We start from the raw sequence: 22,689 nt of genomic DNA, 5'->3' as shown, positions 1-22,689 counted from the left end.
CGGCTACAACTGAAACCGGTTTCAGACTGCATGAAAGCCATGATTACTGCAACCGGTTTCATAAAGCCTTACGTCGGTTTTACGGGCGGGATCACATCAGATACGCTGTTAACAGAAGGGATATCAGGAGAAAAAACGAGGCCGGTCAAAATACAAAAGGCGCTGCTGCGCCTTTTGTCATGAATAGCAGATTACAGCACCAGCGAGGCGTCGATCTTCACCACCGCCTTGCGCACGTGGGCCGGGGCGCCGACCGCGCACAACGGTTTGTGCACTTCACCGGGGAAGAACACCACGAAGTCGCCTTTATGCAGCACAAACTGTTTTTCCTGTTCGCCGGCCGGCAGGAACGCGATGTCCTTGTCCGCCAGCCAGTCCACGTCCGGTTTGCCCGCCGGCAGGTTGCTGAAGGTCATGCCTTCGGTGCCGTTCAGCACAATCTGGATATCCAGGTATTTGGCGTGATACTCGGCGCGGCGTTTCTCAAACAGATCCGTGCTGTCGTTCGACACCAGCACAAACACCTTATTGCCGTCGATATCGTGCTTACCCAGCGGAGTATCGGCGTTGATATGCTGCTTCACATACTCAATCGCCTCGCGCAGTTTAATGGGCAGATAGGGAACCAGCTCCAGATGGTCGACATTACCGGTAATCATGATCGCTCCTTAAATAAATAAACTGAAACAACGTTTTGATTCCTTATACTCCTGTCGGCATCGGGTCGCCAGCCAGCGATAGTAAAAAAGTGATCCGAACGATGCGTTTCTTCTTACTGTGAAACAATCAACCGCAACCGATTGCCTATCGCGAAAAGACAGCGTTTTTCTGCTTGAATTCACCTCTTCGGCGCGTATAATTCCGGACAATTTGCCGGGAGGGAACATGTCTGACGCTGCTGTTTTTGTGAGTGCCGAACCGCAACTGCCTGTTGGCGGCATGACAGCGTTTTTCCTTCCGTTGCCTGACAGATTCGTAAAAAAAGCCCCTCGTTGAGGGGCTTTTTTTTGCCTGTCGCCGCCAGTCATACCGTTTGTTTACCGGGCCTAACCGAGGGGAGCATAGCCAAATGGTCAATCCGCTATATAAAAGACACATCATCTCAATCAACGATCTCAGCCGGGACGATCTGGAACTGACGCTCAAGGTGGCGGCCAGCCTGAAAGCCCGTCCGCAGCCGGAACTGCTGAAGCACAAAGTGATTGCCAGCTGTTTCTTTGAAGCCTCCACCCGTACCCGCCTGTCGTTTGAAACCGCCATTCACCGGCTGGGCGCGTCGGTGGTCGGGTTTGCCGACAGCAACAACACCTCGCTCGGCAAGAAAGGCGAAACCCTGGCGGACACCATTTCGGTCATCAGCAACTATGTGGACGCCATCGTGATGCGCCACCCGCAGGAAGGCGCGGCGCGACTGGCGACCGAGTTCTCCGGCGGCGTACCGGTGTTCAACGCCGGCGACGGCGCCAACCAGCACCCGTCCCAGACGCTGCTGGACCTGTTCACCATTCAGGAAACCCAGGGCCGTCTGAACAACATCAATATCGCCATGGTCGGCGACCTGAAGTACGGCCGCACCGTACACTCGCTGACCCAGGCGCTGGCCAAGTTCGACGGCAACCGCTTCTACTTCATCTCCCCGGACGCGCTGGCGATGCCGGATTACATCCTCAATATGCTGAAAGAGAAAGATATCCCCTACAGCCTGCACACCAGCATTGAGGAAGTGGCGCCGCAACTGGACATTCTGTACATGACTCGCGTGCAGAAAGAACGGCTGGACCCGTCGGAGTACATCAATATCAAGTCGCAGTTTATCCTGCGCGCCGCCGACCTCGGCAGCGCCCGCGACAATCTGAAAGTATTGCACCCGCTGCCGCGCATCGATGAAATCACCACCGACGTGGACAGCACCCCTTACGCCTACTACTTCCAGCAGGCGGGCAACGGTATTTACGCGCGCCAGGCTCTGCTGGCGCTGGTTCTGAACAGCGAACTGGTTCTGTGAGAGAGGAGCATACAGCATGACTCACGACAATAAATTGCAGGTAGAAGCCATCAAACGCGGCACCGTGATCGACCATATTCCGGCGCAGGTGGGCTTCAAGTTACTGACACTGTTCAAACTGACCGCCACCGACCAGCGCATCACCATCGGCCTGAACCTGCCGTCCAACCATCTGGGCCGCAAGGATCTGATCAAGATCGAAAACATCTTCCTGACCGAAGAACAGGCCAACCAGCTGGCGATGTACGCCCCGCAGGCCACCGTTAACCAGATCGACAATTACGAAGTGGTGCGCAAGCTGCACCCGCAATTGCCGTCGCACATCGAAGGCGTACTGACCTGCCCCAACAGCAACTGCATCAGCCGCAGCGAGCCGGTCAACTCCTCCTTCGGCGTGAAACAGCGCGGCGACGACGTGCAACTGAAATGCAAATACTGCGAGAAAGAGTTTGAACGTCAGGCGGTGCTGAACAGCCACTGATACGCGGCTGCCGTCAGGAAAACGCCGCCTATCGGATTGCGGTATTGGCCTGACGGCGGGCTTTTTGGAATAATGCGGAAGTCGCATCATTTCAGACATAATCAGGAGAAAACATGTCACGCATTATCAGTACGGAACAGGCTCCGGCCGCCATCGGCCCTTATGTTCAGGGTGTTGACCTGGGCAGCATGATCATCACCTCCGGTCAGATCCCGGTGGATCCGAAAACCGGTCTGGTGCCGGACGACGTCACCGCACAGGCCCGTCAGTCGCTGGAAAACGTGAAAGCCATCGTGGAAGCGGCCGGTCTGAAAGTGGGCAACATCGTCAAAACCACGGTGTTCGTGAAAGATCTGAACGACTTCGCCACGGTTAACGCTGCGTACGAAGCCTTCTTCACCGAGCACAACGCGCCGTTCCCGGCTCGCTCCTGCGTGGAAGTGGCCCGCCTGCCGAAAGATGTGAAAATCGAGATCGAAGCTATCGCGGTTCGGGGTTAAAAACCAACCGGCATCTCTGCAATAACGACAGATTGCGAATAGAGTTATTGTTAAATGACGAACCCCGGTTAGTACCGGGGTTTCATTTACCTGATGAGTTTTAAATCTGACTTTCTCATCCTTTTCTGTTCCTGATAAAAGTTCTCATGAGAACCCAAACTTAACAGGTGGATGATAAGCTGGTTCTGGTTCCAACTGTATCCCAGCAATATTAACTGGTTGTTCAGCTTGAACTTATGAACTCTTAAATAACTCAAGTCGCCTTTCTTGAGCTCACCCAGTTCAGGGTTTTCAACAATCAAATCAATCTCATCTTCAACAACGGTTCTGAACTGCTGCGGCAATTTGTCCAATGCTTTTTCAAACCGGTTGGTCTGATAAACCTCAATCTCTGCTCGGTTTTGTTCTTCGGACATAACGAGAAACCTTACCATTCTCTGCTTCGCTTCGGGCGAGCAAAGTTTCCATAATAAATTCGTATGTCAGATCGGGATTATCCTCAGCAATCCTGCCGATTCTGGCCCAGTGTTCTATCTGCTTGGGCACACTACGGCTGGATGCTTCTGCATACACCTTTACTTCGGTGACAAAATCTTCATCCAATCGAATGCTGATAGCCATACTGTTGATACCTATATGAATTCGTAGTGTTCGTAGTGTTCGTAGTGTTCGTAGTGTTCGTAGTGTTCGTAGTGTTCGTAGTGTTCGTAGTGTTCGTAGTGTTCGTAGTGTTCACTGTAGCCGCAGGCATTTTGCTATAGCGTATTAAGATACTAGGACATTAAATCGCAATACGCAACATTTTGTCGCATCGAAGTATCTATCCAATATTAATGGTGCTTACCCAAATAGGTGCGCCCGCCTCCGCTATCGCACCATTCTCTCTCGTTATTTTCGCTGCATCACCCCGCTATAGCGCACCGTTCGTCGTCATTTGCACCAGCGAAGTGCAGTTTTTCCTCGCCGCCAGCAATAAGCAGCTCATTTACCACGCTGGCATGTTTTCTGCATTTTTCTCAGTATCTTCCATCAAGCGGAATGCAGGGGACGACAATGATAAAAATGACGCTTCCGACCGCGCCTTACTACGATGAGATGCTCAACGCAGAAGGCGGGCAACGCCAGCACTACGACGCCTACTGGCAATGGTTGCAACAGACCGACCAGCACGCTATCCGCCAGAAGAAAGAACAGGCGGAATTGCTGTTCCACCGGGTGGGGATTACCTTTAACGTGTATGGCGAAGAAGGCGGTACCGAGCGCCTGATTCCTTTTGACAGCGTGCCGCGCATCATTCCGGCCCATGAATGGCGCATGCTTGACCTTGGCATCCGCCAGCGCGTCAAAGCCCTCAATGCTTTCCTCTACGACATCTACCATCAGCAACACATTCTCAACGCCGGCATCGTGCCCCGCGAACAGGTGCTCGCCAACGAGCAGTATCAGCCGTGCATGCAGGGCGTCGACTTGCACAACAATATCTACGCCCACATCACCGGCATCGACATGGTGCGCAACAGCGACGGCCACTATTACGTGCTGGAAGACAATCTGCGCACGCCATCCGGCGTGTCGTATATGCTGGAAAACCGCAAGATGATGATGCGGCTCTACCCGGACCTGTTCGCCAGCCAGCACATCGCGCCGGTGGAGCGTTACCCCAGCTACCTGTTGCAGACGCTGCGGGAAAGTACCCATGTCGACGACCCGACGGTGGTGGTAATGACGCCGGGCCGCTTCAACAGCGCCTATTTCGAGCACAGTTTCCTCGCCCAGCAAATGGGGGTGGAACTGGTGGAAAGCGCCGATCTGTTTGTCAAAGAAGGCGCGGTGTATATGCGCACCACCGAAGGCCCGTGCCGGGTGGATGTGATCTACCGCCGCATCGACGACGCCTTTCTTGACCCGCTGGCGTTCCGCGCCGATTCGATGCTCGGCGTGCCGGGGCTGCTGTCGGTGTACCGCAGCGGCGGCGTGGTGCTGGCGAACGCCATCGGTACCGGCGTGGCGGACGACAAATCCATCTACCCTTACGTGCCGGAGATGATCCGCTTTTACCTGTCCGAAGAGCCGATTCTCGGCAATATTCCCACCTGGCAGTGCCGCAAGCCCGACGATCTCAGCTACGTGCTGGCTCATCTGGGCAGCATGGTTGTGAAAGAGGTTCACGGCGCGGGCGGCTACGGCATGCTGGTCGGCCCCAAATCCACCCGCCAGCAAATCGAGGATTTCCGCCAGCGATTGCTGGCTAACCCCGGCAACTATATTGCTCAGGACACGCTGGCGCTCTCCACCTGCCCGACGTTTGTCGAGGAAGGACTGGCGCCGCGCCACATCGACCTGCGCCCGTTCGTGCTGTACGGCGAGGAGATCCGGCTGGTGCCCGGCGGGCTGACCCGCGTAGCGCTGACCGAAGGCTCGCTGGTGGTGAACTCCTCGCAAGGAGGCGGCACCAAGGACACCTGGGTGATGGAGGAGGACGAATCATGCTAAGCCGTACCGCCAGCGAACTGTACTGGATGGCCCGTTATCTGGAACGGGCGGAGAGTTTTGCCCGCGTGCTGGACGTCACCTACAAGCTGTCGATGATGCCGCGTCACAACCAGCAGCAGCATGACCTGTCGCTGCCGCTCAACCTGACGTTTACTCACGAGCTGTTTCAGCAGCGCTACGCCCGCTTCACCATGAACAACCTGCTGAACTTCTTTGCGCTGGACAGCCACAACCCCAGCAGCATCTACAGTTGCATCGAAATGGCGTGGAATAACGCCCACGCGGTGCGCGGCAGTCTGTCGTCCGAAGTGTGGGAATGCATCAACACCACCCGCATCGACATCCGTAATCTACGGCAGTCCGGGGTGGACAAGATCGGCATCGACGCCTTTTTCGACTGGGTGAAAGAGCGTGCGCACCTGTTTCGCGGCGCCATGTTCGGCACCCTGCTGCGCAACGACGCCCAGTGTTTTATCCGCATCGGCACCCTGATCGAACGGGCGTTCGCTACCGCGCAATTGCTGGCGGTCAAGGATCAGCAGCTCAACAACGACCCGGACCCGGTGCGTGAATACTACCGGCTCGACACCCTGCTGCGCGCGGTGAGCGCCCGCGAGGCATACCACAGTATTTATCGCCAACCCATCAGCCGGGAAACCGTCACCGAATTGCTGGTGCTGCGCAACGACGTGCCGCGCTCGCTGCACGCCTGCGTGGGCGATCTGGTGCAACAGCTGGAGATGATCGGCAGCGAGCGGGCGCGCATCCCGCAGCGGCTGGCCCACCTGCTGCACGTGGAGCTGCGCTTCGGCTCGATCGACGACGTACTGGCTGACGACCTGCAACATTACCTCAGTCGTTTCCTCATCAAAATCAATGAACTGGCTGACAGTATCCGTCATACCTATCTGGAGGCGCTATGAAACTCACCATCAATCACCTGACCCACTACCGTTACGATGAAGAAGTGAAGTTCAGCACCCAGTACCTGCGGCTCACGCCGCAGAGTTCCGCCCGCCAGCGCATCCGCGACTGGAAGCTGACGCTGCCGGCCTCGGCGGTCGCCACCGTCGACGCCTACGGCAACCTGATGCACGTGCTGACGCTGGACCATCCTCATCACGACATTCTGATCCACGCTCAGGGTGTGGTGGAAATCGCCGATAATGGAGAAGAGCAGCCCGAGGAGAGCAGCGAGTCGCTGTCGCCGCTGGTGTTCCTGCGCGGCACCGAGCTGACCGAGGCGGACGAGCCGATCCGCGAGTTTGCCCGGCGCTATTACCGCGAGGCCGATCCGGCGGGCAGCCTGGAAACGCTGATGGCGGAACTGCGGCTGAAAATGCCGTATACTCCCGGCGCCACCCGGGTGCACGATACCGCGGCGGCGGCTTTTGCCAAAGGCAAAGGGGTGTGTCAGGATCACACCCACGTGTTCCTGGCCTGCTGTCGCAGCCTGCGCATTCCGGCGCGCTACGTCAGCGGCTACGTCTACAGCCGGGATACCGAGCACGTGGCGATGCACGCCTGGGCCGAAGCCTGGCTGAACGAGCGCTGGCACAGTTTTGATATCACCAACAATACTCGCCGGCTCAATCAGCACTTGCGGCTGGCGGTGGGGATGGATTATCTGGATGCCTGCCCGGTGCGCGGCAGCCGCCTCGGCGGTGGTTGTGAAGAGATGTTTTCCGAGGCTGAAGTGAGCCTGTTTGAGCGACAGCAGCAGGTGCAACAACAGCAATAGTGAGCACTGTTTAACTCAAAAGGTGTTGTATGACCTACTGTGTGGCCATGCGTCTGTCTGACGGTCTGGTTTTCGCTTCCGACTCCCGTACCAACGCGGGGGTCGACCACATCGCAACCTTCAGAAAGCTCCATGTGTTCCGTCAGGAAGGCGAACGGGTGCTGGTGCTGCAGTCCGCCGGCAATCTCGCCACCACCCAGAGCATCATCAGCCTGCTGAACGCTCGCATTCAGGACCAGCACACGCCGAACCTGATGCAGGTCAGCACGCTGTACGACGCCGCCACGCTGGTGGGCGAAACCGTGCGCGAGGTCATTCACCGCGACAGCCAGGCCCAGCAAAACGGCAGCAGCACCAATTTCGGCTGCAACCTGCTGCTGGGCGGTCAGATTGGCGACGAAACGCCGCGGCTGTTCCACATCTATCCGGAAGGCAATTTTATCGAAGCCACCGTCGACACCCCCTACTTTCAGATCGGCGAAAGCAAGTACGGCAAACCGATTATCGACCGGGTACTGACGGCGGACACCTCGCTGGAACAGGCGATGTGCTGCGCGCTGATTTCCATCGACTCCACGCTGCGCAGCAACCTGTCGGTCGGCCTGCCGCTGGACGTGATGATTTATCGCACCGGCAGCTTCGATGCCAGCGAACAGCACCGCATCACCGAAAGCGACCCTTACTTCGTCGCCATCCGCAAAGCCTGGTCGGAAGGCCTATTGAATACCTTTCGGCAACTACCGCCGTTTCCGGCGCAGGGCATGCCGCCAAAACAGTAAACGTCGGGATGTTTGATGCGAATACCGGGCCGACAACAACACGTGCCCGGTAGAAACGGATGATTCCGCCCGCGCCAATCAGTACCCCTTATCCATCACTTCCCGCAGCCAGCCGCAGCGCATTTCCGGCACCGCCAGCAGCAGTTGCTGCGTGTAGTCGTCCAGCGGCGGCGACAGCGCTTGCGCTACCGGCCCTTGCCGGACAATGCGCCCCTGGCGCAGCACCGCCACGGTATCGGCCACTTCCCGCACCACGTGTAAATCGTGGGTGATGAACAGATAGGCGACGCCGGTTTCCTGCTGGATCTGGCGCAGTAGCGAGAGCACGTCGCGCGCCACCAGCGGGTCCAACGCCGATGTCGGTTCGTCGCAGACGATAAGCGACGGCTGCGCCGCCAGCGCGCGGGCGATACATACCCGCTGTTTTTGACCGCCGGACAGCGCGGTGGGATAACGCTGCGCCATCTCCGGCGGCAATCCGACCTGATGCAGCAGGTCGTTCACGCGTGAACGTCGCGTCGCGGCGTCCAGTTGAGTCAGGCACACCATCGCCCGCTCAATCTGCACGCCGATCGGCAGACGCGGGTTGAGCGCGGTATCCGGGTGCTGGTGAATCATCTGAACAGCTTGCAACTGGGCGCGACTGCGCTGCGCCAGTCGCGGCGGCAAGGCGTCGCCATTCAGTCGAATCTCGCCGCCCGCCGGAGCCAGCAGCCCGCACAGGGTACGCCCAAGCGTCGATTTGCCGGAGCCGGATTCGCCGATCACCGCCAGTGTGCGTCCGCGCGCCAGTTGCAGCGACACGTCCTGCAATACCGGCTGTTGCTGGTAACGGGCATCAAGATGGCGGATATCCAGCAGGACGTCGCCGGTCGCCGGTTGCGGCGTTTTCGGCTCGCCGCGCGCCTGTAGCAGCGCGCGGGTGTACGCTTCGGTTGGGTTTTCCAGCAATGGCGCGGTGTCGCCGGTTTCCACCTGACGGCCGTGACGCAGCACCATGATGCGGTGGCTGATTTGCGCCACCACCGCCAGATCGTGACTGATATACAGCGCAGCCACGCCGGTCAGGCGGATAATATCATCGATGGCGTTGAGCACCCCGAGTTGGGTGGTGACGTCCAGCGCGGTGGTCGGCTCGTCAAAAATAATCAGGTCGGGGCCGGCGCACATCGCCATCGCGATCATCGCCCGCTGCAACTGCCCGCCGGAAACCTGATGCGGGTAGCGCTGGAAAAAGATCTGCGGTTCCGGCAGCGACAGCTGTGCAAACAGTTCGATCGCCCGCGTGATGGCCTGCTGACGCGACAGCACGCCGTGGCGTACCGCCGTTTCAATCACCTGCTCGCCGATGCGCTGCGCCGGGTTGAACGACGCGCTGGCCGACTGCGCCACATACGCGATGCGCGCGCCGCGCACCCGCCGTAACTGCCGCTCCGATAACGCCGCCAGGTCGCTGTTGTTATCGCCGTTCTGAAACCAGATATGCCCGCTGTCGATACGCATGCCGTGACGGCAGTGGCCGAGAATCGCCTGGCCGATGGTGGACTTGCCCGCGCCGGACTCGCCAATCAGCCCCAGCACTTCGCCTTTATTGAGGGTAAAGCTGATGTCCTGCACCAGCGCCCGACCGCCCGCCGTGACGCGCAGATGTTCAACCCGCAGCAACTCACTCATGACGGCCTCCGCGCCAGTTACGCCCATCGCGGCTCAGCAGCCAGTCGGCCACCACATTGAGCGACACCGCCAGCAGGGCGATAGCCGCCCCCGGCACCAGCGCCGCCCATACGCCAAACAGAATGCCGTCTTTGTTGTCGCGCGCCAGCCCGCCCCAGTCGGCGGTCGGCGGCTGGATCCCCAGCCCCAGAAACGACAGCGCCGACAGAAACAGCAGGATGAAGATGAAGCGCAGCGCGAACTCCGCCACCAGCGTGTTGCGCGCGTTCGGCAAAATTTCGCGCCACAGAATCCAGCCCATCGACTCGCCGCGCATGCGCGCCGCTTCGATGAACTCCTGCGTGGCGATATCCACCGCCAGCGCGCGCGAAACGCGCAGCACGCGGGTGGCCTCCAGCACGCCCAGCACCAGAATGATGATCAGCGTGCTTTTCGGCAGCATAGCCAATACCACCAACGCCAGAATCAGCGTCGGGATCGCCATCAGCACGTCGTTAACGCGGGAAATCAGTTGGTCGACCCAGCCGCCGCACACCCCGGCCAGAAACCCCAGCCCGGCGCCCAGCACAAACGCCAATGCGGCCGCCAGCGCGGTCACCGCCAGCGAAGTGCGGGTACCCCAGACTAAACGGGAGAACAGATCGCGCCCGATATTGTCGGTGCCGAGCCAGACCTGCGGCATTGGCCCCAGCCAGGCGCCGCCGACCACCTTGTCGGCCGGGTAAGGCGCAATCCAGGGCGCAAACAGCGCCACCCCAATAAACAGGCCCAGCCCCAGCAGGCCGAACGCCACGGAAGGTTTCACAGCAGGCATGTACAGATATCCATTCGGTTGACGGTATTACCGCCGGGCATGGCGCAAACGCGGATTCGCCATCAGCGATACCACGTCCGCCAGCAGATTAAGCAGGATGTAAATCGTCGCCAGCACCAGCGCGCAGCCCTGAATCACCGGCATGTCGCGCTTGCTGATGCTGTCGACCATGTACTGCCCCAGCCCTGGGTAAACAAACACGCTTTCGACGATCACTACCCCCACCATCAGATACGCCAGGTTGAGCACGATAACGTTGATGATCGGCCCCCAGGCGTTGGGCAGCACGTGGCGCAGCAGGATAGCGGAAGGCGACATCCCTTTCAGCAACGCCGTGTCGACATAGGCCGCGTTTTGCGCGCCGATCAACGCCGCGCGGGTCATGTTGCTCATGTGGCCCAGCACCGCCAGCACCAGCGTCAGGCACGGCAGCGCGATGGCGGTCAGATGCGCGCCGAGCGGCATACCATCGCTGACGCTGCTGTTGCTCGGCAGCCAGAACAGGGTGATGGAAAAAATCAGAATCAGCAGGTAGCCGGAGAAAAACTCCGGCAGCGCCACCGCGACGCGGGTAAACAGGTTCAGTAGCCTGTCCAGCCAACTGCCCTGATAACGCACCGACAGAAAGCCGATCAGCAGCGCCAGCGGCACCGCAATCACCGCCGTGCACCCGGCCAGAAACAGCGTGTTTTCCAGCCGCCAGGCCAGCACCGGCGCAATGCTCTGACGGCTGGTGAAGCTGTGGCCGAAATCGCCGCCCAGCACGCCCCACAGCCAGCCGAGATAGCGCGAAACCGCCGGCTGATCCAACCCCAGTTGGGCGTTCAGCGCCCGCACCGCTTCCGGCGTCGCCGTCTGCCCCAGAATGGCGGTGGCGGCGTTGCCCGGCAACAGTTGGATACCGGCGAAAATCAGCGCCGATACCACCGCGATCATCGCTACGCCCGCCAGCAGACGCCGCAGAATCAGCGTCAGCAGCGGGTAGCGCTCGGTCCATCGGTAAAGATCGGTCCATCGGTGAAGAATCGTCACGTTACCCGCCTCAGGCCAGCCACACTTTTTCCGCCGCGCGGTTGCCGCTCAGCGGGAAGCCCGGAATGGCGGTCAGCCCTTTCACCTTATTGCTGCAGGCATCGAGCGCGTCAGCGTATAGCGGGATGATTTCGCTGCCCTTGTCCACCAACATCACCTGAATGTCGTGGTAGATCTGACGACGCTTTTCTTCGTTCACTTCACCGCGCGCCGCCTGCACCAGTTGGTCGAAGCCGGCGTCTTTCCAGGCGGACTCGTTCCACGGCGCCTGACTGGTGAACACCAGCGACAGCAGTGCATCGGCGGTCGGACGCACCGACCAGTTGGAGGAGACGAACGGTTTTTTCATCCACACATTGTCCCAGAAAGCGTCGTCCGGCACGCGCTCCACATTCAGCGGAATACCGGCTTTCTGCGCAGACGCCTGATACAGCTGGCCGGCGTCCACCGCGCCGGGGAAACCGGCATCGGCGACCGACAGCGTCAGCGGGCCGCTGAAGCCGGCTTTCTGCCAGTGCCATTTGGCTTTTTCCGGATCGTACGGACGCTGGGGAATGTCTTTGGCGAAATAACGGTTGGACGGGAAAATCGGGTTGTCGTTGGCTACGCTGGCGTAGCCGCCCAGCACGGTGTCGATGATCTGCTGGCGATCGATGGCGTATTTCAGCGCCAGCCGGCCGTCTTCGGTGTTGAACGGCGCCACATTGCCGAGGCCGGGGAACGTGAAAATCTGGCTGTCGCGCGAGCGCAGCAGTTGCAGGGTCGGCATGTTCTGGATACGGCCGACGATGCGCGGGTTAACGCGGTTAATGATGTGCGCCGAGCCGCTCACCAGCGCCGCCACGCGGGCGGTGGAGTCGTTCATCGCCAGCGTTTCGACCGAGTCGACGTGGCCGCGTTCGCTGTTCCAGTGATTCGGGTTACGTTTCACCAGCGTGCGCACGCCCGGCTGGAAGCTCTCCAGAATAAAGGCGCCGGTGCCGATGCCCTTGTCGAAGCTCTCGTTTTCCGGGGTAATGGCAAAGTGCACGTCGCTCAGCAGCGCGACGAATTCCACGTTCGGTTCGCTCAGGCGGATAGTCACTTCATGGCTGCCGGTGGCGTCCATCGCCATCACCGGGTCCAGATAGCCTTTCACCGACGAACTGGATTTCTCGCCGCGGTGATGGTTGAGCGAGTAGATCACGTCTTTGGCGCCGAGCGCACGGCCATCGTGGAACTGCACGCCTTTGCGGATGTGCAGCACCCAGGTGCGGCCGCCGTCTTTGCTGTCCCAGGATTCGGCCAGCGATGGCGCCAGTTCGCCTTTTTCGTCCAGTTCCAGCAGGTTGTTGAACAGTTGGGAACCCACGAAGTACATATAAGTCTCGAACCAGAACGCCGGGTCGAGGCGGTCGGTGCTGGAGGCGTTGTCCACGCCGACAATCAGGTGACCGCCCTTTTTCGGTTGTTCACCGCCTTCCGCCCCCCAGGCGGCGCTCAACGGCCAGCCGGTAGCGGCCGCGGCGACAGACAGGGCACAGGCGCTCTTGATAAAATGACGACGATTCATGTTGTGTTCCCTTCGTGAGTGCTCATCCGTTACGGATGATTATTATCCCCGTCATACTTCAAGTTGCAGGTGCGTTGGCTTTCCTCGCTCACCCCAGTCACTTACTAAAGTAAGCTCCTGGGGATTCGCTGCGTCGCCGCCTTCCTGCAGCTCGAATTATTTAGGGGACATATCGTTATATTTTTCGCCGCCATCAGGACTGACGGTGAAATGCCTGCGCCAGACGGGCGATGTGCTCCGGGCCGATGCCGCAACAGCCGCCGACCAGCGACGCCCCCTGCGCCACCCATTCCTGCGCCCATTGCAGGTATCCTTCCGGGTGCGTGTCGGTACGTAAACGGCTCAGCCCTTCGTTGGCGCCGCGCTGGTTATCTTCCGGCTCGAAGGCGTTGGCATACACGCCCACGCCGATATTGGCGGACTGCGCTTGCAGCACCGCGCTCGCCTGCGCCACCGCCGGCGCCATCACTTCCGGCCGACTACAGTTAAACAGCACATTGGCGGCGTGCAGGCGGGCAGCCGTTTGCGCCGCGTCCGTCACGGTTTCGCCGGAACGCAGGCGGGCGTGGCCGTCGGCATCCAGTTCATCCTGCAACGTAAACGACAGCCACAGCTCGCGCGGATCGCTCGCCAGCAGCTCGCGCACCAGCGTCACCTCCGCCAGCGAACTCTGGGTTTCCGCCAGCCACACATCCACGTAGGGATTCAGGGCGTCGATGAGCGTTTTCAGAATCGGCGTCGCCGCGGCGGCGTCGAACAGATCCGGACGATAAGAACCCAGCACCGGCGGCAGCGAACCGGCGACGCGCACCGAATGCGCAGCGGCATCCGCTGCCTGACGGGCCAGTTGCCCGGCCAGCGCCGCCAGCGCCTGACCGCGCGCGTTGAACACCGCCTCGCTGATATGGAAAGGCACCACGGCGTAGCTATTGGTGGTAATCACCTGCGCGCCGGCGGCAATAAAGCTGTCATGCACCTGCCGCACATGCTGCGGCGACTCCATCAGCGCCAACGCCGACCACTCCGGCTGGCGAAAAGGCGCGCCGATGCGTGCCAGTTCACGCCCCATTCCCCCGTCCAGAATCAGAACGTTGTCTGCCATCGTCTTTCCTTATCGCGTAAAAAAATTTCCCGCCACCATACAAAAAACCCTATATGGATGTCTAGATGCCTTGATAGCCAAAAAGCACAGACTGTCGTCAGGCCAGTGATGACGGGGCTGCATCACGGCCGGTCACTTTTGTGCGTTATTTGTACAAGACTGATTTATCTACGATGCCGGAATTTCCTTGAGCCAGGTCAATTTCGGCGCAATAAAACCGGGTCCCCTCCCAGGCGAATTCAATATATAGTGTCTATCCTTTTACAAGAACCTACATATTGTGTTTATCCACAAGAACATCCACAGCCTCCGCATCCGTTGTCAGCCGCGGCTTCCGCCTGTGGATAACATCAACAAAGGAAGAACACCGAGGAACAACATGAAACCAGTAGTGATTAAACGGGACGGATGTCAGGTACCTTTTGACGAAAACCGAATCAATGACGCAGTCATCAAAGCGGCAAAAGCTGCCGGCGTGGATGATGCGGACTACTGTGCCACCGTCGCCGGCGCCGTCGCTCAGCAGGTGCAGGGAAAAGCGCGCGTTGATATTCGCGAGATTCAGAACGTGGTGGAAAACCTGCTGATGTCCGGCAAGTACAAGCAACTGGCGCGTACCTATATCGAATACCGCCACGACCGCGATGTGGCTCGTGAGCGTCAGGGGCGGTTGAATCAGGAAATCCGCGGACTGGTGGAGCAAAGCAACGTCGCCCTGCTCAACGAAAACGCCAACAAGGACAGCAAGGTCATCCCCACCCAGCGCGACCTGCTGGCGGGGATTGTCGCCAAACATTACGCCAAACAGCACATCCTGCCGCGCGACGTGGTGCTGGCTCACGAACGCGGCGAGATCCATTACCACGACCTCGACTACTCGCCGTTCTTCCCCATGTTCAACTGCATGCTGATCGACCTCAACGGCATGCTGACGCAGGGTTTCAAGATGGGCAACGCGGAAATCGAGCCGCCCAAGTCCATCTCCACCGCCACCGCGGTCACCGCGCAGATCATCGCGCAGGTCGCCAGCCATATCTACGGCGGCACCACCATCAACCGTATCGATGAAATTCTGGCGCCGTTCGTCACCGCCAGCCACGAGAAGCACTGCGCCGTGGCGCGCGAATGGCAGATTCCGGACGCCGAAGGCTACGCGCTCAGCCGTACCGAGAAAGAGTGCTACGACGCTTTCCAGTCGCTGGAGTACGAAGTCAACACCCTGCACACCGCCAACGGCCAGACGCCGTTCGTCACCTTCGGTTTTGGGCTTGGCACCAGTTGGCAATCGCGGCTGATTCAGCAGTCGATCCTGCGCAACCGTATCGCCGGACTGGGCAAAAACCACAAGACGGCGGTGTTCCCGAAACTGGTGTTCGCCATCCGTGACGGCGTTAACCACAAACCGGGCGACGCGAATTACGACATCAAGCAACTGGCTCTGGAGTGCGCCAGCAAGCGCATGTACCCGGATATTCTCAATTACGATCAGGTGGTGGAAGTCACCGGCTCGTTCAAGACGCCGATGGGCTGCCGCAGTTTCCTGGGGATATACGAAGAAAACGGCGAACAGATCCACGACGGCCGCAACAACCTGGGCGTCATCAGCCTGAACCTGCCGCGCATCGCGCTGGAAGCCCACGGCGACGAAGCCCGCTTCTGGCAATTGCTGGACCAGCGGCTGCTGCTGGCGAAAAAGGCGCTGATGACGCGTATCGCGCGGCTGGAAAATGTAAAAGCCCGTGTAGCGCCTATACTTTATATGGAAGGGGCATGCGGAGTACGCCTGAAGGCGGACGACAATATCGCCGAGATTTTCAAGAACGGCCGCGCTTCCATTTCGCTGGGTTATATCGGGGTGCATGAGACCATCAACGCCCTGTTCGGCAATCAGGTTCATGTGTTCGATGATGAAACCCTGCGGCAGAAAGCGGTGGCGATTATCGCCCGTTTGAAGGCCGCGACCGAAAGCTGGAAGGAAGAGACCGGTTATGGTTTCAGCCTGTACAGTACGCCAAGCGAAAACCTGTGCGACCGCTTCTGCCGTCTGGATACCGCTGAATTCGGCGTAGTGGCCGGCGTCACCGACAAAGGCTACTACACCAACAGCTTCCATCTCGACGTGGAGAAAAAGGTCAATCCGTACCAGAAGATCGATTTTGAGGCCCCTTATCCGCCGCTGGCGAATGGCGGTTTTATCTGTTACGGCGAGTATCCCAACCTGCAGCACAACCTCAGGGCGCTGGAAGACGTATGGGACTACAGCTACACCCGAGTCCCCTATTACGGCACCAACACGCCGATCGACGAGTGCTACGAGTGCGGCTTTACCGGCGAGTTCGACTGCACCAGCAAAGGCTTTACCTGCCCGCAGTGCGGTAACCACGACTCCTCGCGCGTCTCGGTGACGCGGCGGGTGTGCGGCTACCTGGGTAGCCCGGATGCGCGTCCGTTCAACGCCGGCAAGCAGGAAGAGGTCAAACGCCGGGTAAAACACCTTGCCAGCGGACAACTGGGCTGACAGTCTGCGCCGCGCTCCTTCTGGGCGCGCGGCCTCATGCACGACTGCGGCGTTAGGCTGATGCCGCCCGGTGGGCGGCCTTTTGGACGGTAATCGCTATGAACTACCATCAATACTACCCGGTGGATGTGGTCAACGGTCCGGGAACGCGCTGTACGCTGTTTGTGGCAGGCTGCGAGCACCAGTGCGCCGGCTGCTATAACCAGAGCACCTGGCGAGTGAACTCCGGGCACCCTTTCACGCAGGAAATGGAAGATCGCATCATCGCCGATCTGCAAAACACCGACGTACCGTTGCAGGGACTGTCGCTGTCGGGCGGCGACCCGCTGCACCCGCAAAACGTGCCCGATATCCTGCGGCTGGTGAAACGGGTGCATGACGAATGCCCCGGTAAGAATATCTGGATGTGGACCGGTTATCGGCTGGATGAACTGACGTCGGAACAGCGCGACATAGTGGATCTGATCAACGTGCTGGTGGACGGCCGGTTCGTGCAGGAACAGCGGGATTTGACGCTGATATGGCGCGGCAGCCGCAATCAGGTGATTCACCATCTGCGCTGAGCCGGCGGCGGGTACAGACACACCGCGTGGCGCAGGCATCGCTCCACGCGGATACCGTTAGATGAAAACGGCACATATATGGAAAACCGGCACACGGAAAACCGACGTCGGTTACATCGGTTCCGTCACCGTATCACGACGCCAAAGGTGCTTTTTTCCAAACCCCAGCGCGTTATCGGTCATTTTCATTTCTTTGAGCGACAGCTTCCAGACCGGCGCGCCGCTGCTGCGGGCAATCGGAAAGCGAACGTTATAGCGACTGCGCGCCTGCGCTTCTTCATCGCCGCTCAATCGGCTGATCTCGCCCAGAAACTGCACGCCTTTAATCAGCAGCACGCTCTTCGGCTGACCATTGACCGTGCCCGCCACCTGTGGGCATCGCCGCATAATCTCGCCATGCCTCGTATCCGGTTCCGTCATCAGATAAAAGGCGATCTGTTCATCATCAAACACATAAAAGCAGTTAGCACACCATAAATCGTCATCGTCGCTGACACACAGCGTCAGCACATGCAATTTCTTCAGATAGCGGGAAATAACTCCCAGGGTATTCTCTGCCTCCACGGCCCCTCTCCCGGTAGAACGTCGTTAATCCTTGCCTGACCGGATAGCATCAGTCCCTGTTATCACGAACTGCACATAATGCCACTTCCCGGGCAAAATACAGACCTGTTGCGCCGATATTTTGCCCGAGATTGATAGAAAAAACGGATAACGTCTTCACAGAAAGGGAAATTTTGGTGATGTTGGCGGTGGGTTGGATTGTCCGCTATGGTCACCAAGCAGACTAAATCAGGGCGTGGAATTTACTCAATTCTTTTACTGTTTGCGGTAAGCTCTGCCGGAGTAACGCATCAAGATACTCATCAACCGATTTAGGCGGTTTTCTCATGCTGTGACGCTGCCTGCTTACTGCGGATAACACAAGCGCCTGATTCAAATCGAGCAGGTCTGTGATGAAATCATCCGGGTGTAGCGCTTCAATGCCAAAGTTATCGATCTCGGGATGGGGAAAATCTTTCAGGTTAAACGTAACGATGATTTCAGCGTTACTGCGAATGGCGGCTGCAACCACATGCTGATCATCAGGATCAGGGAGCGTGATGCCTGGAATGAGCGCTTCAAACCCAGTAATCATCGCATCAGGAATAGCCTGATTCATCAGCTCGCGTGTCCGCGAGATTTGCTCCGGGGTTAAATCAGGTCTATTCAGCAGTAGATTGCGTTGCCATTCATCCTCGATGATGGCCGTCCACTTAGGCTGATACAGCCCTGTTAGTCCTAAGTGGATTAATAAATCCCGCAGGAGAGATGGATAAATTACGCACGCATCTAGCACGACAGGATAAGGTGTATGGGTCATTAGTACAATCCAAGCTCTTGGCTATGATCTGCCAACGCCTGCATTGCTCTACTGCTTTCATTATCCCTCTGGTGTTTATAGTCCATCAGGTCAGCGAAAAGCACACGGCGGTGGCGACCGGTTTTATGAAAAGGTAGTTTCCCATCCTCCAGAAGCTTCACCATGTGAGGGCGTGAAACATTCAGAATGTTGGCTGCCTCCTGTGTCGTTAATTCAGCATGAACAGGAACAACCTGAACCGCGTTACCCACAGCCAGCTCGCCTAAAATCGACATCAATAATGTCAGTGCCGACGTCGGTAATTCGACCTGACGAGTGTTGTTATCTGCGTCCTGAATCGAGATTTTTTGTGTTTCCATCTTTGTGGAGAGATAGGCAGCAAGCTCCCTTTGTCCACGAACAGCCGCCTCAATCTCCCCTGGTGCCGGAAGGCTCAGGCTATCAAGAATTGAGTTTGTCATTTTGGGTATTCCATTTTCAGTTTGAGGTCTAGTGATAACCGTAACGGTTGCAATCAGACTATACGAAATAAACGAAAAGCACAACAAACGAAATAAACGAAAAAACGCCGAGTTCGACAAGCAACCGCAGAGGTGCATGGTTTATCCCCGCTGGCGCGGGGAACACCTCGGCGGTAGGGTCGTCACGGGGGCGCTCAGCAGCCAAAGAACCCTGGCTTATTTTCAGCAGCACAGACGAGTTTAAGCCACGTGAAGTGATGAAAAATTAGCGGAGAATGTCCTGCGACACTCTCCGCTAATGTTAAGACGAACGGTGCTGAACACCGTTCTTAACCACCTCGCCAACACCTACTGGAGTATGGTGTTGGTTTATTAGCGCTGATTTTATGGGGATCCCTCAGGACCCCCGTGGGGAAAAAGAGTCAACACAAATCCGGCGAGCCTGCTGCACACCTGAGAATATCTGCTATACAAATCACTGAGCATATCCGTTACGTCGAACATAAGAAAATCTGACAAACAGCGACAGAGAAACCCAGGAGTAAAAATGAAAAACTACAACATTGGTATTCGGCTATCCATAGGGTTTGGGATACTTATCGCATTTTCGTTAACCATGCTTGCCAGCGGCATCTATCAACTCCGCCAGATTAGCCAAAACGCGGAACAGATTATGCAAATACCGCTGCGCAAAGAACGGCTGGTGGCGGACTGGGGCGCGGCTCTCGCCGCCGGCATACAACGGGCCACCGCCACCGCGCGCAGCAGTGATGCCTCACTGGCGCAGGTGTTCGCGGCGGATAACGCCAACGCCACCAAAGAGAACAATGAGCGTGCGGCGCAATTTACCGCGCTGGTGTCTTCGAGTGAAGAAAAGGCCCTGCTGGATAACTTAAACACCAACCGTCAGGCGTACATCAAAGCGCGGGATGACATTTTCGCCGCCAAGTCAGCGGGAAACTCGGAACAGGCCAAGCAATTCTTTGAACAAAGATTGCAGCCTATCGCCGTCGAGTACCAAAAAAGCATGAACATCTTGCGCGACTACCAGCGCACCAGCATTGACCGGATGCGGATGGACATTGCCGAACGCGCCAGTAACAGCTATTTCTTTCTCGGCGGGCTGGGGGTGTTGATTACCGTCATCGGTTCGCTGCTCGCCTGGATGCTGACCCGCAGCATTGTGCGCCCGCTGCAAAAAGCGGTACTGATAACGCATGCCGTCGCCAAAGGCGATCTCACCGCAGAGATCTCCCCGCAAGGCCGCGATGAACTGGCGCAGCTGCAATTCGCGCTAAAAGCCATGATCGCCCAGTTACGGACGGTGGTCGGAGAGGTGCGCGAAGGGGCGGAAGCCATCGCCGGCGCATCATCGCAGCTCTCAGCGGGCAACCTGGACCTCTCAAGCCGTACCGAAGAGCAGTCCGGCGCGCTGCAAGAAACAGCGTCCTCGATCGAACAGCTCACCTCGACCGTTCGGCACAATGCCGATAACGCCAGACAAGCCAGCCAGTTGGCGCAAGATACCGCCATTCAGGCGCAATCCGGCGGGCAACTGGTCAGCGAAGTGGTGCAAACCATGGGCGCTATCGATAGCTCTTCCAAAAAAATCGTCGATATCATCGGCGTCATCGACAGCATCGCGTTTCAGACCAATATCCTGGCGCTCAATGCAGCGGTTGAAGCGGCTCGCGCCGGCGAGCAAGGCCGGGGGTTTGCGGTGGTGGCAAGCGAAGTGCGCAGTCTGGCCCAACGCAGCGCCTCGGCCGCCAGAGAAATCAAAGAGCTTATCGGTCATTCGGTACAAACGGTGGACGCCGGGAACCAACTGGTGGAAAAAGCCGGCGCCTCAATTCAGGGAATTGTGGATGGCGTGCGCAAAGTGAGCGAGTTGGTGGGGGAAATCAGCGTCGCCAGTCAGGAGCAGTCGCTTGGCATCGAACAGGTGAATATGGCGATCAATAAGATGGAGCAAACCACCTTGCAAAATGCCTCGCTGGTCAGAGAAGGCAACACCGCCACGCAAGCCTTGCAACAGCAGGCCGAACAGTTAAAACAGGTGGTCAGCATCTTCCATCAGGAAGAAACCAGCCACCGCGCTTATAGCGCACCCGGCAACAAACCCCGGCTTTCCGCCCCACCCGCCGCGAAAACACTGGCGTTAAAACCGGCGGCATCCTCGGGCAAAGCATCAGGCAGCGAGGACGACTAGCACTCGTTTTAACCCAAGCCTGGGTAGTGGCTTTTTCCGTAACCGGTCGCCGATCAGGCTATCTTAATCAACGGGTTATCCCCGCTGGCGCGGGGAACACGCCCTGTACAACCAGGTAAACGGCCGTCGTGTCGGTTTATCCCCGCTGGCGCGGGGAACACCGATTCCCATCCACTAAAGCCCGTTTCTGCACCGGTTTATCCCCGCTCTCGCGGGGAACACTTTTTTATCGCCTGCGACCCACTCCAGCCATTCGGTTTATCCCCGCTGGCGCGGGGAACACCGGTTCGTTCCAGTGCGGTCGTCATAGACCTCCGGTTTATCCCCGCTGACGCGGGGAACACATATCGCGAGTCAGGCGATAAATCAGCGCATTCGGTTTATCCCCGCTGGCGCGGGGAACACAGAGAGTTGCCGACGCTCCCGGCGCCTATGACCGGTTTATCCCCGCTCTCGCGGGGAACACGATGTCATACCAGTCGGAGTCCATGTAGCAGACGGTTTATCCCCGCTCTCGCGGGGAACACGGATAGCGGCCATCGTTGCGATCTGCGTTGTGCGGTTTATCCCCGCTCTCGCGGGGAACACTTTGGTGGAGACGATCATCGCCAGCCCACCTGCGGTTTATCCCCGCTGGCGCGGGGAACACTGCCGCCCCGTTGATGTGACAAACTGTTGAGCCGGTTTATCCCCGCTGGCGCGGGGAACACCCGAGAGTTGCACGTAGAGTTTCGCGCTGTTTCGGTTTATCCCCGCTGGCGCGGGGAACACATGCCCTCTTCGATCAACGTGCCGGGCTGGCCCGGTTTATCCCCGCTCTCGCGGGGAACACCTTATCCAGCTTTCCCCACTCTTTAAGCGCATCGGTTTATCCCCGCTGGCGCGGGGAACACGCGCCCGACGCCGAGAAATCTAGAGGTGACGGCGGTTTATCCCCGCTGGCGCGGGGAACACATGCGCTCATTCAGTGTGTCTGTTCTCATGCGCGGTTTATCCCCGCTGGCGCGGGGAACACCTGGCATCGCATAGCCGTATGGTCCGGCCATCCGGTTTATCCCCGCTGGCGCGGGGAACACTACGAAACGCTCAGCAGCAGCCAGGCCAACAACGGTTTATCCCCGCTGGCGCGGGGAACACGTTTTCAGACGAGCCTGGTCGGCCGCGATGAGCGGTTTATCCCCGCTGGCGCGGGGAACACCCGCCTGGTCCAGTTTGCCTTTTTCGTTGACACGGTTTATCCCCGCTGGCGCGGGGAACACGGGCTTAACGCTAGGCAGCCTGGCCCGGCGCTCGGTTTATCCCCGCTGGCGCGGGGAACACAAATTTACATTGAAGACGAAATTTTTACGCAACGGTTTATCCCCGCTGGCGCGGGGAACACATCTGGCTCGGCCTCGGC

22 protein-coding genes and 1 CRISPR repeat array (1 of these 23 running past the window's edge) are annotated in these 22,689 nt (G+C 58.5%); of the genes, 11 read left to right on the top strand and 11 right to left on the bottom strand.

Annotated elements, in window-relative coordinates; translation table 11 throughout:
- The first annotated feature begins 30 nt into the window (after window positions 1-30).
- Window positions 31-183, top strand: coding sequence for a hypothetical protein (locus CPA59_RS22790; RefSeq protein WP_157987366.1), 153 nt, complete (start codon window positions 31-33; stop codon window positions 181-183).
- Window positions 184-191: 8 nt separating this feature from the next.
- On the opposite strand, the gene CPA59_RS02050 is transcribed toward CPA59_RS22790, so the two are convergent.
- Window positions 192-659, bottom strand: coding sequence for a YhcH/YjgK/YiaL family protein (locus tag CPA59_RS02050; RefSeq protein WP_038917637.1), 468 nt, complete (start codon window positions 657-659; stop codon window positions 192-194).
- 410 nt (window positions 660-1,069) lie between these two features.
- Here CPA59_RS02050 and pyrB point away from each other — a divergent pair, with 410 nt between their 5' ends.
- The 3 genes from pyrB to ridA all read left to right on the top strand — a co-directional run bounded on the left by pyrB (window position 1,070) and on the right by ridA (window position 2,986).
- Window positions 1,070-2,005 (top strand): aspartate carbamoyltransferase, encoded by a 936-nt coding sequence (pyrB, locus tag CPA59_RS02045; protein ID WP_038662949.1) that lies wholly within the window; start codon window positions 1,070-1,072, stop codon window positions 2,003-2,005.
- 16 nt (window positions 2,006-2,021) lie between these two features.
- The gene (gene pyrI, locus CPA59_RS02040) at window positions 2,022-2,486 is read left to right on the top strand and encodes an aspartate carbamoyltransferase regulatory subunit (RefSeq protein WP_038662952.1); all 465 of its coding nucleotides are present in this window, start codon (window positions 2,022-2,024) and stop codon (window positions 2,484-2,486) included.
- 113 nt (window positions 2,487-2,599) lie between these two features.
- A complete protein-coding gene (ridA, locus tag CPA59_RS02035; RefSeq protein ID WP_033570393.1) occupies window positions 2,600-2,986 on the top strand; it encodes a 2-iminobutanoate/2-iminopropanoate deaminase in 387 nt (128 codons plus the stop codon).
- Window positions 2,987-3,072: 86 nt separating this feature from the next.
- On the opposite strand, the gene CPA59_RS02030 is transcribed toward ridA, so the two are convergent.
- Window positions 3,073-3,402, bottom strand: a complete 330-nt coding sequence (locus CPA59_RS02030; RefSeq protein WP_038920775.1) for a type II toxin-antitoxin system RelE/ParE family toxin — start codon at window positions 3,400-3,402, stop codon at window positions 3,073-3,075.
- A complete protein-coding gene (locus tag CPA59_RS02025; protein WP_071605140.1) occupies window positions 3,371-3,607 on the bottom strand; it encodes a ParD-like family protein in 237 nt (78 codons plus the stop codon). Before CPA59_RS02025 ends, CPA59_RS02030 begins: the two co-directional genes overlap by 32 nt.
- 432 nt (window positions 3,608-4,039) lie before the next feature.
- Between CPA59_RS02025 and CPA59_RS02015 the strand changes: the two genes are divergently transcribed.
- Genes CPA59_RS02015 through CPA59_RS02000 form a run of 4 tightly spaced genes read left to right on the top strand, consistent with a single transcriptional unit; the run spans window position 4,040 to window position 7,999 of the window.
- Window positions 4,040-5,479 carry a circularly permuted type 2 ATP-grasp protein gene (locus tag CPA59_RS02015; RefSeq protein ID WP_107758592.1) on the top strand — a complete coding sequence of 480 codons (1,440 nt, stop codon included), beginning with the start codon at window positions 4,040-4,042 and terminating at the stop codon, window positions 5,477-5,479.
- Window positions 5,473-6,402, top strand: a complete 930-nt coding sequence (locus CPA59_RS02010) for an alpha-E domain-containing protein (protein WP_042858413.1) — start codon at window positions 5,473-5,475, stop codon at window positions 6,400-6,402. Before CPA59_RS02015 ends, CPA59_RS02010 begins: the two co-directional genes overlap by 7 nt.
- Complete coding sequence (locus tag CPA59_RS02005) at window positions 6,399-7,220, top strand: transglutaminase family protein (protein WP_107758591.1); 822 nt, start codon at window positions 6,399-6,401, stop codon at window positions 7,218-7,220. Before CPA59_RS02010 ends, CPA59_RS02005 begins: the two co-directional genes overlap by 4 nt.
- A 29-nt stretch (window positions 7,221-7,249) precedes the next feature.
- Window positions 7,250-7,999, top strand: a complete 750-nt coding sequence (locus CPA59_RS02000) for a proteasome-type protease (protein WP_038917631.1) — start codon at window positions 7,250-7,252, stop codon at window positions 7,997-7,999.
- Between the two features lie 78 nt (window positions 8,000-8,077).
- Here the strand turns inward: CPA59_RS02000 and CPA59_RS01995 are convergent, their stop codons facing one another.
- From CPA59_RS01995 to CPA59_RS01975, 5 genes are all read right to left on the bottom strand, one after another.
- Window positions 8,078-9,673 (bottom strand): ABC transporter ATP-binding protein, encoded by a 1,596-nt coding sequence (locus CPA59_RS01995; RefSeq protein WP_107758590.1) that lies wholly within the window; start codon window positions 9,671-9,673, stop codon window positions 8,078-8,080.
- Window positions 9,666-10,487: an ABC transporter permease gene (locus CPA59_RS01990; protein WP_038917627.1), complete on the bottom strand. Its 822-nt coding sequence runs from the start codon at window positions 10,485-10,487 to the stop codon at window positions 9,666-9,668. The genes CPA59_RS01995 and CPA59_RS01990 overlap by 8 nt, the downstream gene beginning before the upstream one ends.
- Before the next feature lie 27 nt (window positions 10,488-10,514).
- A complete protein-coding gene (locus tag CPA59_RS01985) occupies window positions 10,515-11,513 on the bottom strand; it encodes an ABC transporter permease (RefSeq protein ID WP_049855272.1) in 999 nt (332 codons plus the stop codon).
- A gap of 16 nt (window positions 11,514-11,529) precedes the next feature.
- Complete coding sequence (locus tag CPA59_RS01980; protein ID WP_107758589.1) at window positions 11,530-13,071, bottom strand: ABC transporter substrate-binding protein; 1,542 nt, start codon at window positions 13,069-13,071, stop codon at window positions 11,530-11,532.
- Between the two features lie 193 nt (window positions 13,072-13,264).
- On the bottom strand, window positions 13,265-14,173 hold the full coding sequence (locus CPA59_RS01975) for a homocysteine S-methyltransferase family protein (RefSeq protein ID WP_107758588.1): 909 nt from the start codon (window positions 14,171-14,173) through the stop codon (window positions 13,265-13,267).
- A 379-nt stretch (window positions 14,174-14,552) separates the two neighbouring features.
- Here CPA59_RS01975 and nrdD point away from each other — a divergent pair, with 379 nt between their 5' ends.
- Both nrdD and nrdG read left to right on the top strand, forming a co-directional pair.
- Window positions 14,553-16,691 (top strand): anaerobic ribonucleoside-triphosphate reductase, encoded by a 2,139-nt coding sequence (nrdD, locus tag CPA59_RS01970; RefSeq protein ID WP_100848752.1) that lies wholly within the window; start codon window positions 14,553-14,555, stop codon window positions 16,689-16,691.
- Between the two features lie 98 nt (window positions 16,692-16,789).
- Complete coding sequence (gene nrdG, locus CPA59_RS01965) at window positions 16,790-17,254, top strand: anaerobic ribonucleoside-triphosphate reductase-activating protein (protein WP_107758587.1); 465 nt, start codon at window positions 16,790-16,792, stop codon at window positions 17,252-17,254.
- A gap of 111 nt (window positions 17,255-17,365) precedes the next feature.
- On the opposite strand, the gene CPA59_RS01960 is transcribed toward nrdG, so the two are convergent.
- The 3 genes from CPA59_RS01960 to CPA59_RS01950 all read right to left on the bottom strand — a co-directional run bounded on the left by CPA59_RS01960 (window position 17,366) and on the right by CPA59_RS01950 (window position 19,078).
- Window positions 17,366-17,818 carry a YhbP family protein gene (locus CPA59_RS01960; protein ID WP_107758586.1) on the bottom strand — a complete coding sequence of 151 codons (453 nt, stop codon included), beginning with the start codon at window positions 17,816-17,818 and terminating at the stop codon, window positions 17,366-17,368.
- Window positions 17,819-18,041: 223 nt separating this feature from the next.
- Window positions 18,042-18,617 carry a putative toxin-antitoxin system toxin component, PIN family gene (locus CPA59_RS01955; RefSeq protein ID WP_038917617.1) on the bottom strand — a complete coding sequence of 192 codons (576 nt, stop codon included), beginning with the start codon at window positions 18,615-18,617 and terminating at the stop codon, window positions 18,042-18,044.
- Complete coding sequence (locus CPA59_RS01950; protein WP_038917616.1) at window positions 18,617-19,078, bottom strand: helix-turn-helix domain-containing protein; 462 nt, start codon at window positions 19,076-19,078, stop codon at window positions 18,617-18,619. The genes CPA59_RS01955 and CPA59_RS01950 overlap by 1 nt, the downstream gene beginning before the upstream one ends.
- A 547-nt stretch (window positions 19,079-19,625) precedes the next feature.
- Here CPA59_RS01950 and CPA59_RS01945 point away from each other — a divergent pair.
- Window positions 19,626-21,290, top strand: coding sequence for a methyl-accepting chemotaxis protein (locus CPA59_RS01945; protein ID WP_107758585.1), 1,665 nt, complete (start codon window positions 19,626-19,628; stop codon window positions 21,288-21,290).
- 71 nt (window positions 21,291-21,361) lie between these two features.
- A CRISPR array of direct repeats spans window positions 21,362-22,689; the repeat unit is 29 nt; unit sequence CGGTTTATCCCCGCTGGCGCGGGGAACAC (it continues 287 nt past the right edge of the window).

This window comes from Dickeya sp. Secpp 1600 (assembly GCF_003049805.1).
Classification (GTDB): domain Bacteria; phylum Pseudomonadota; class Gammaproteobacteria; order Enterobacterales; family Enterobacteriaceae; genus Dickeya; species Dickeya fangzhongdai.
Note: the sequence above shows the minus strand (reverse complement) of the source record. Positions and strands in the feature narration are given on the sequence as shown.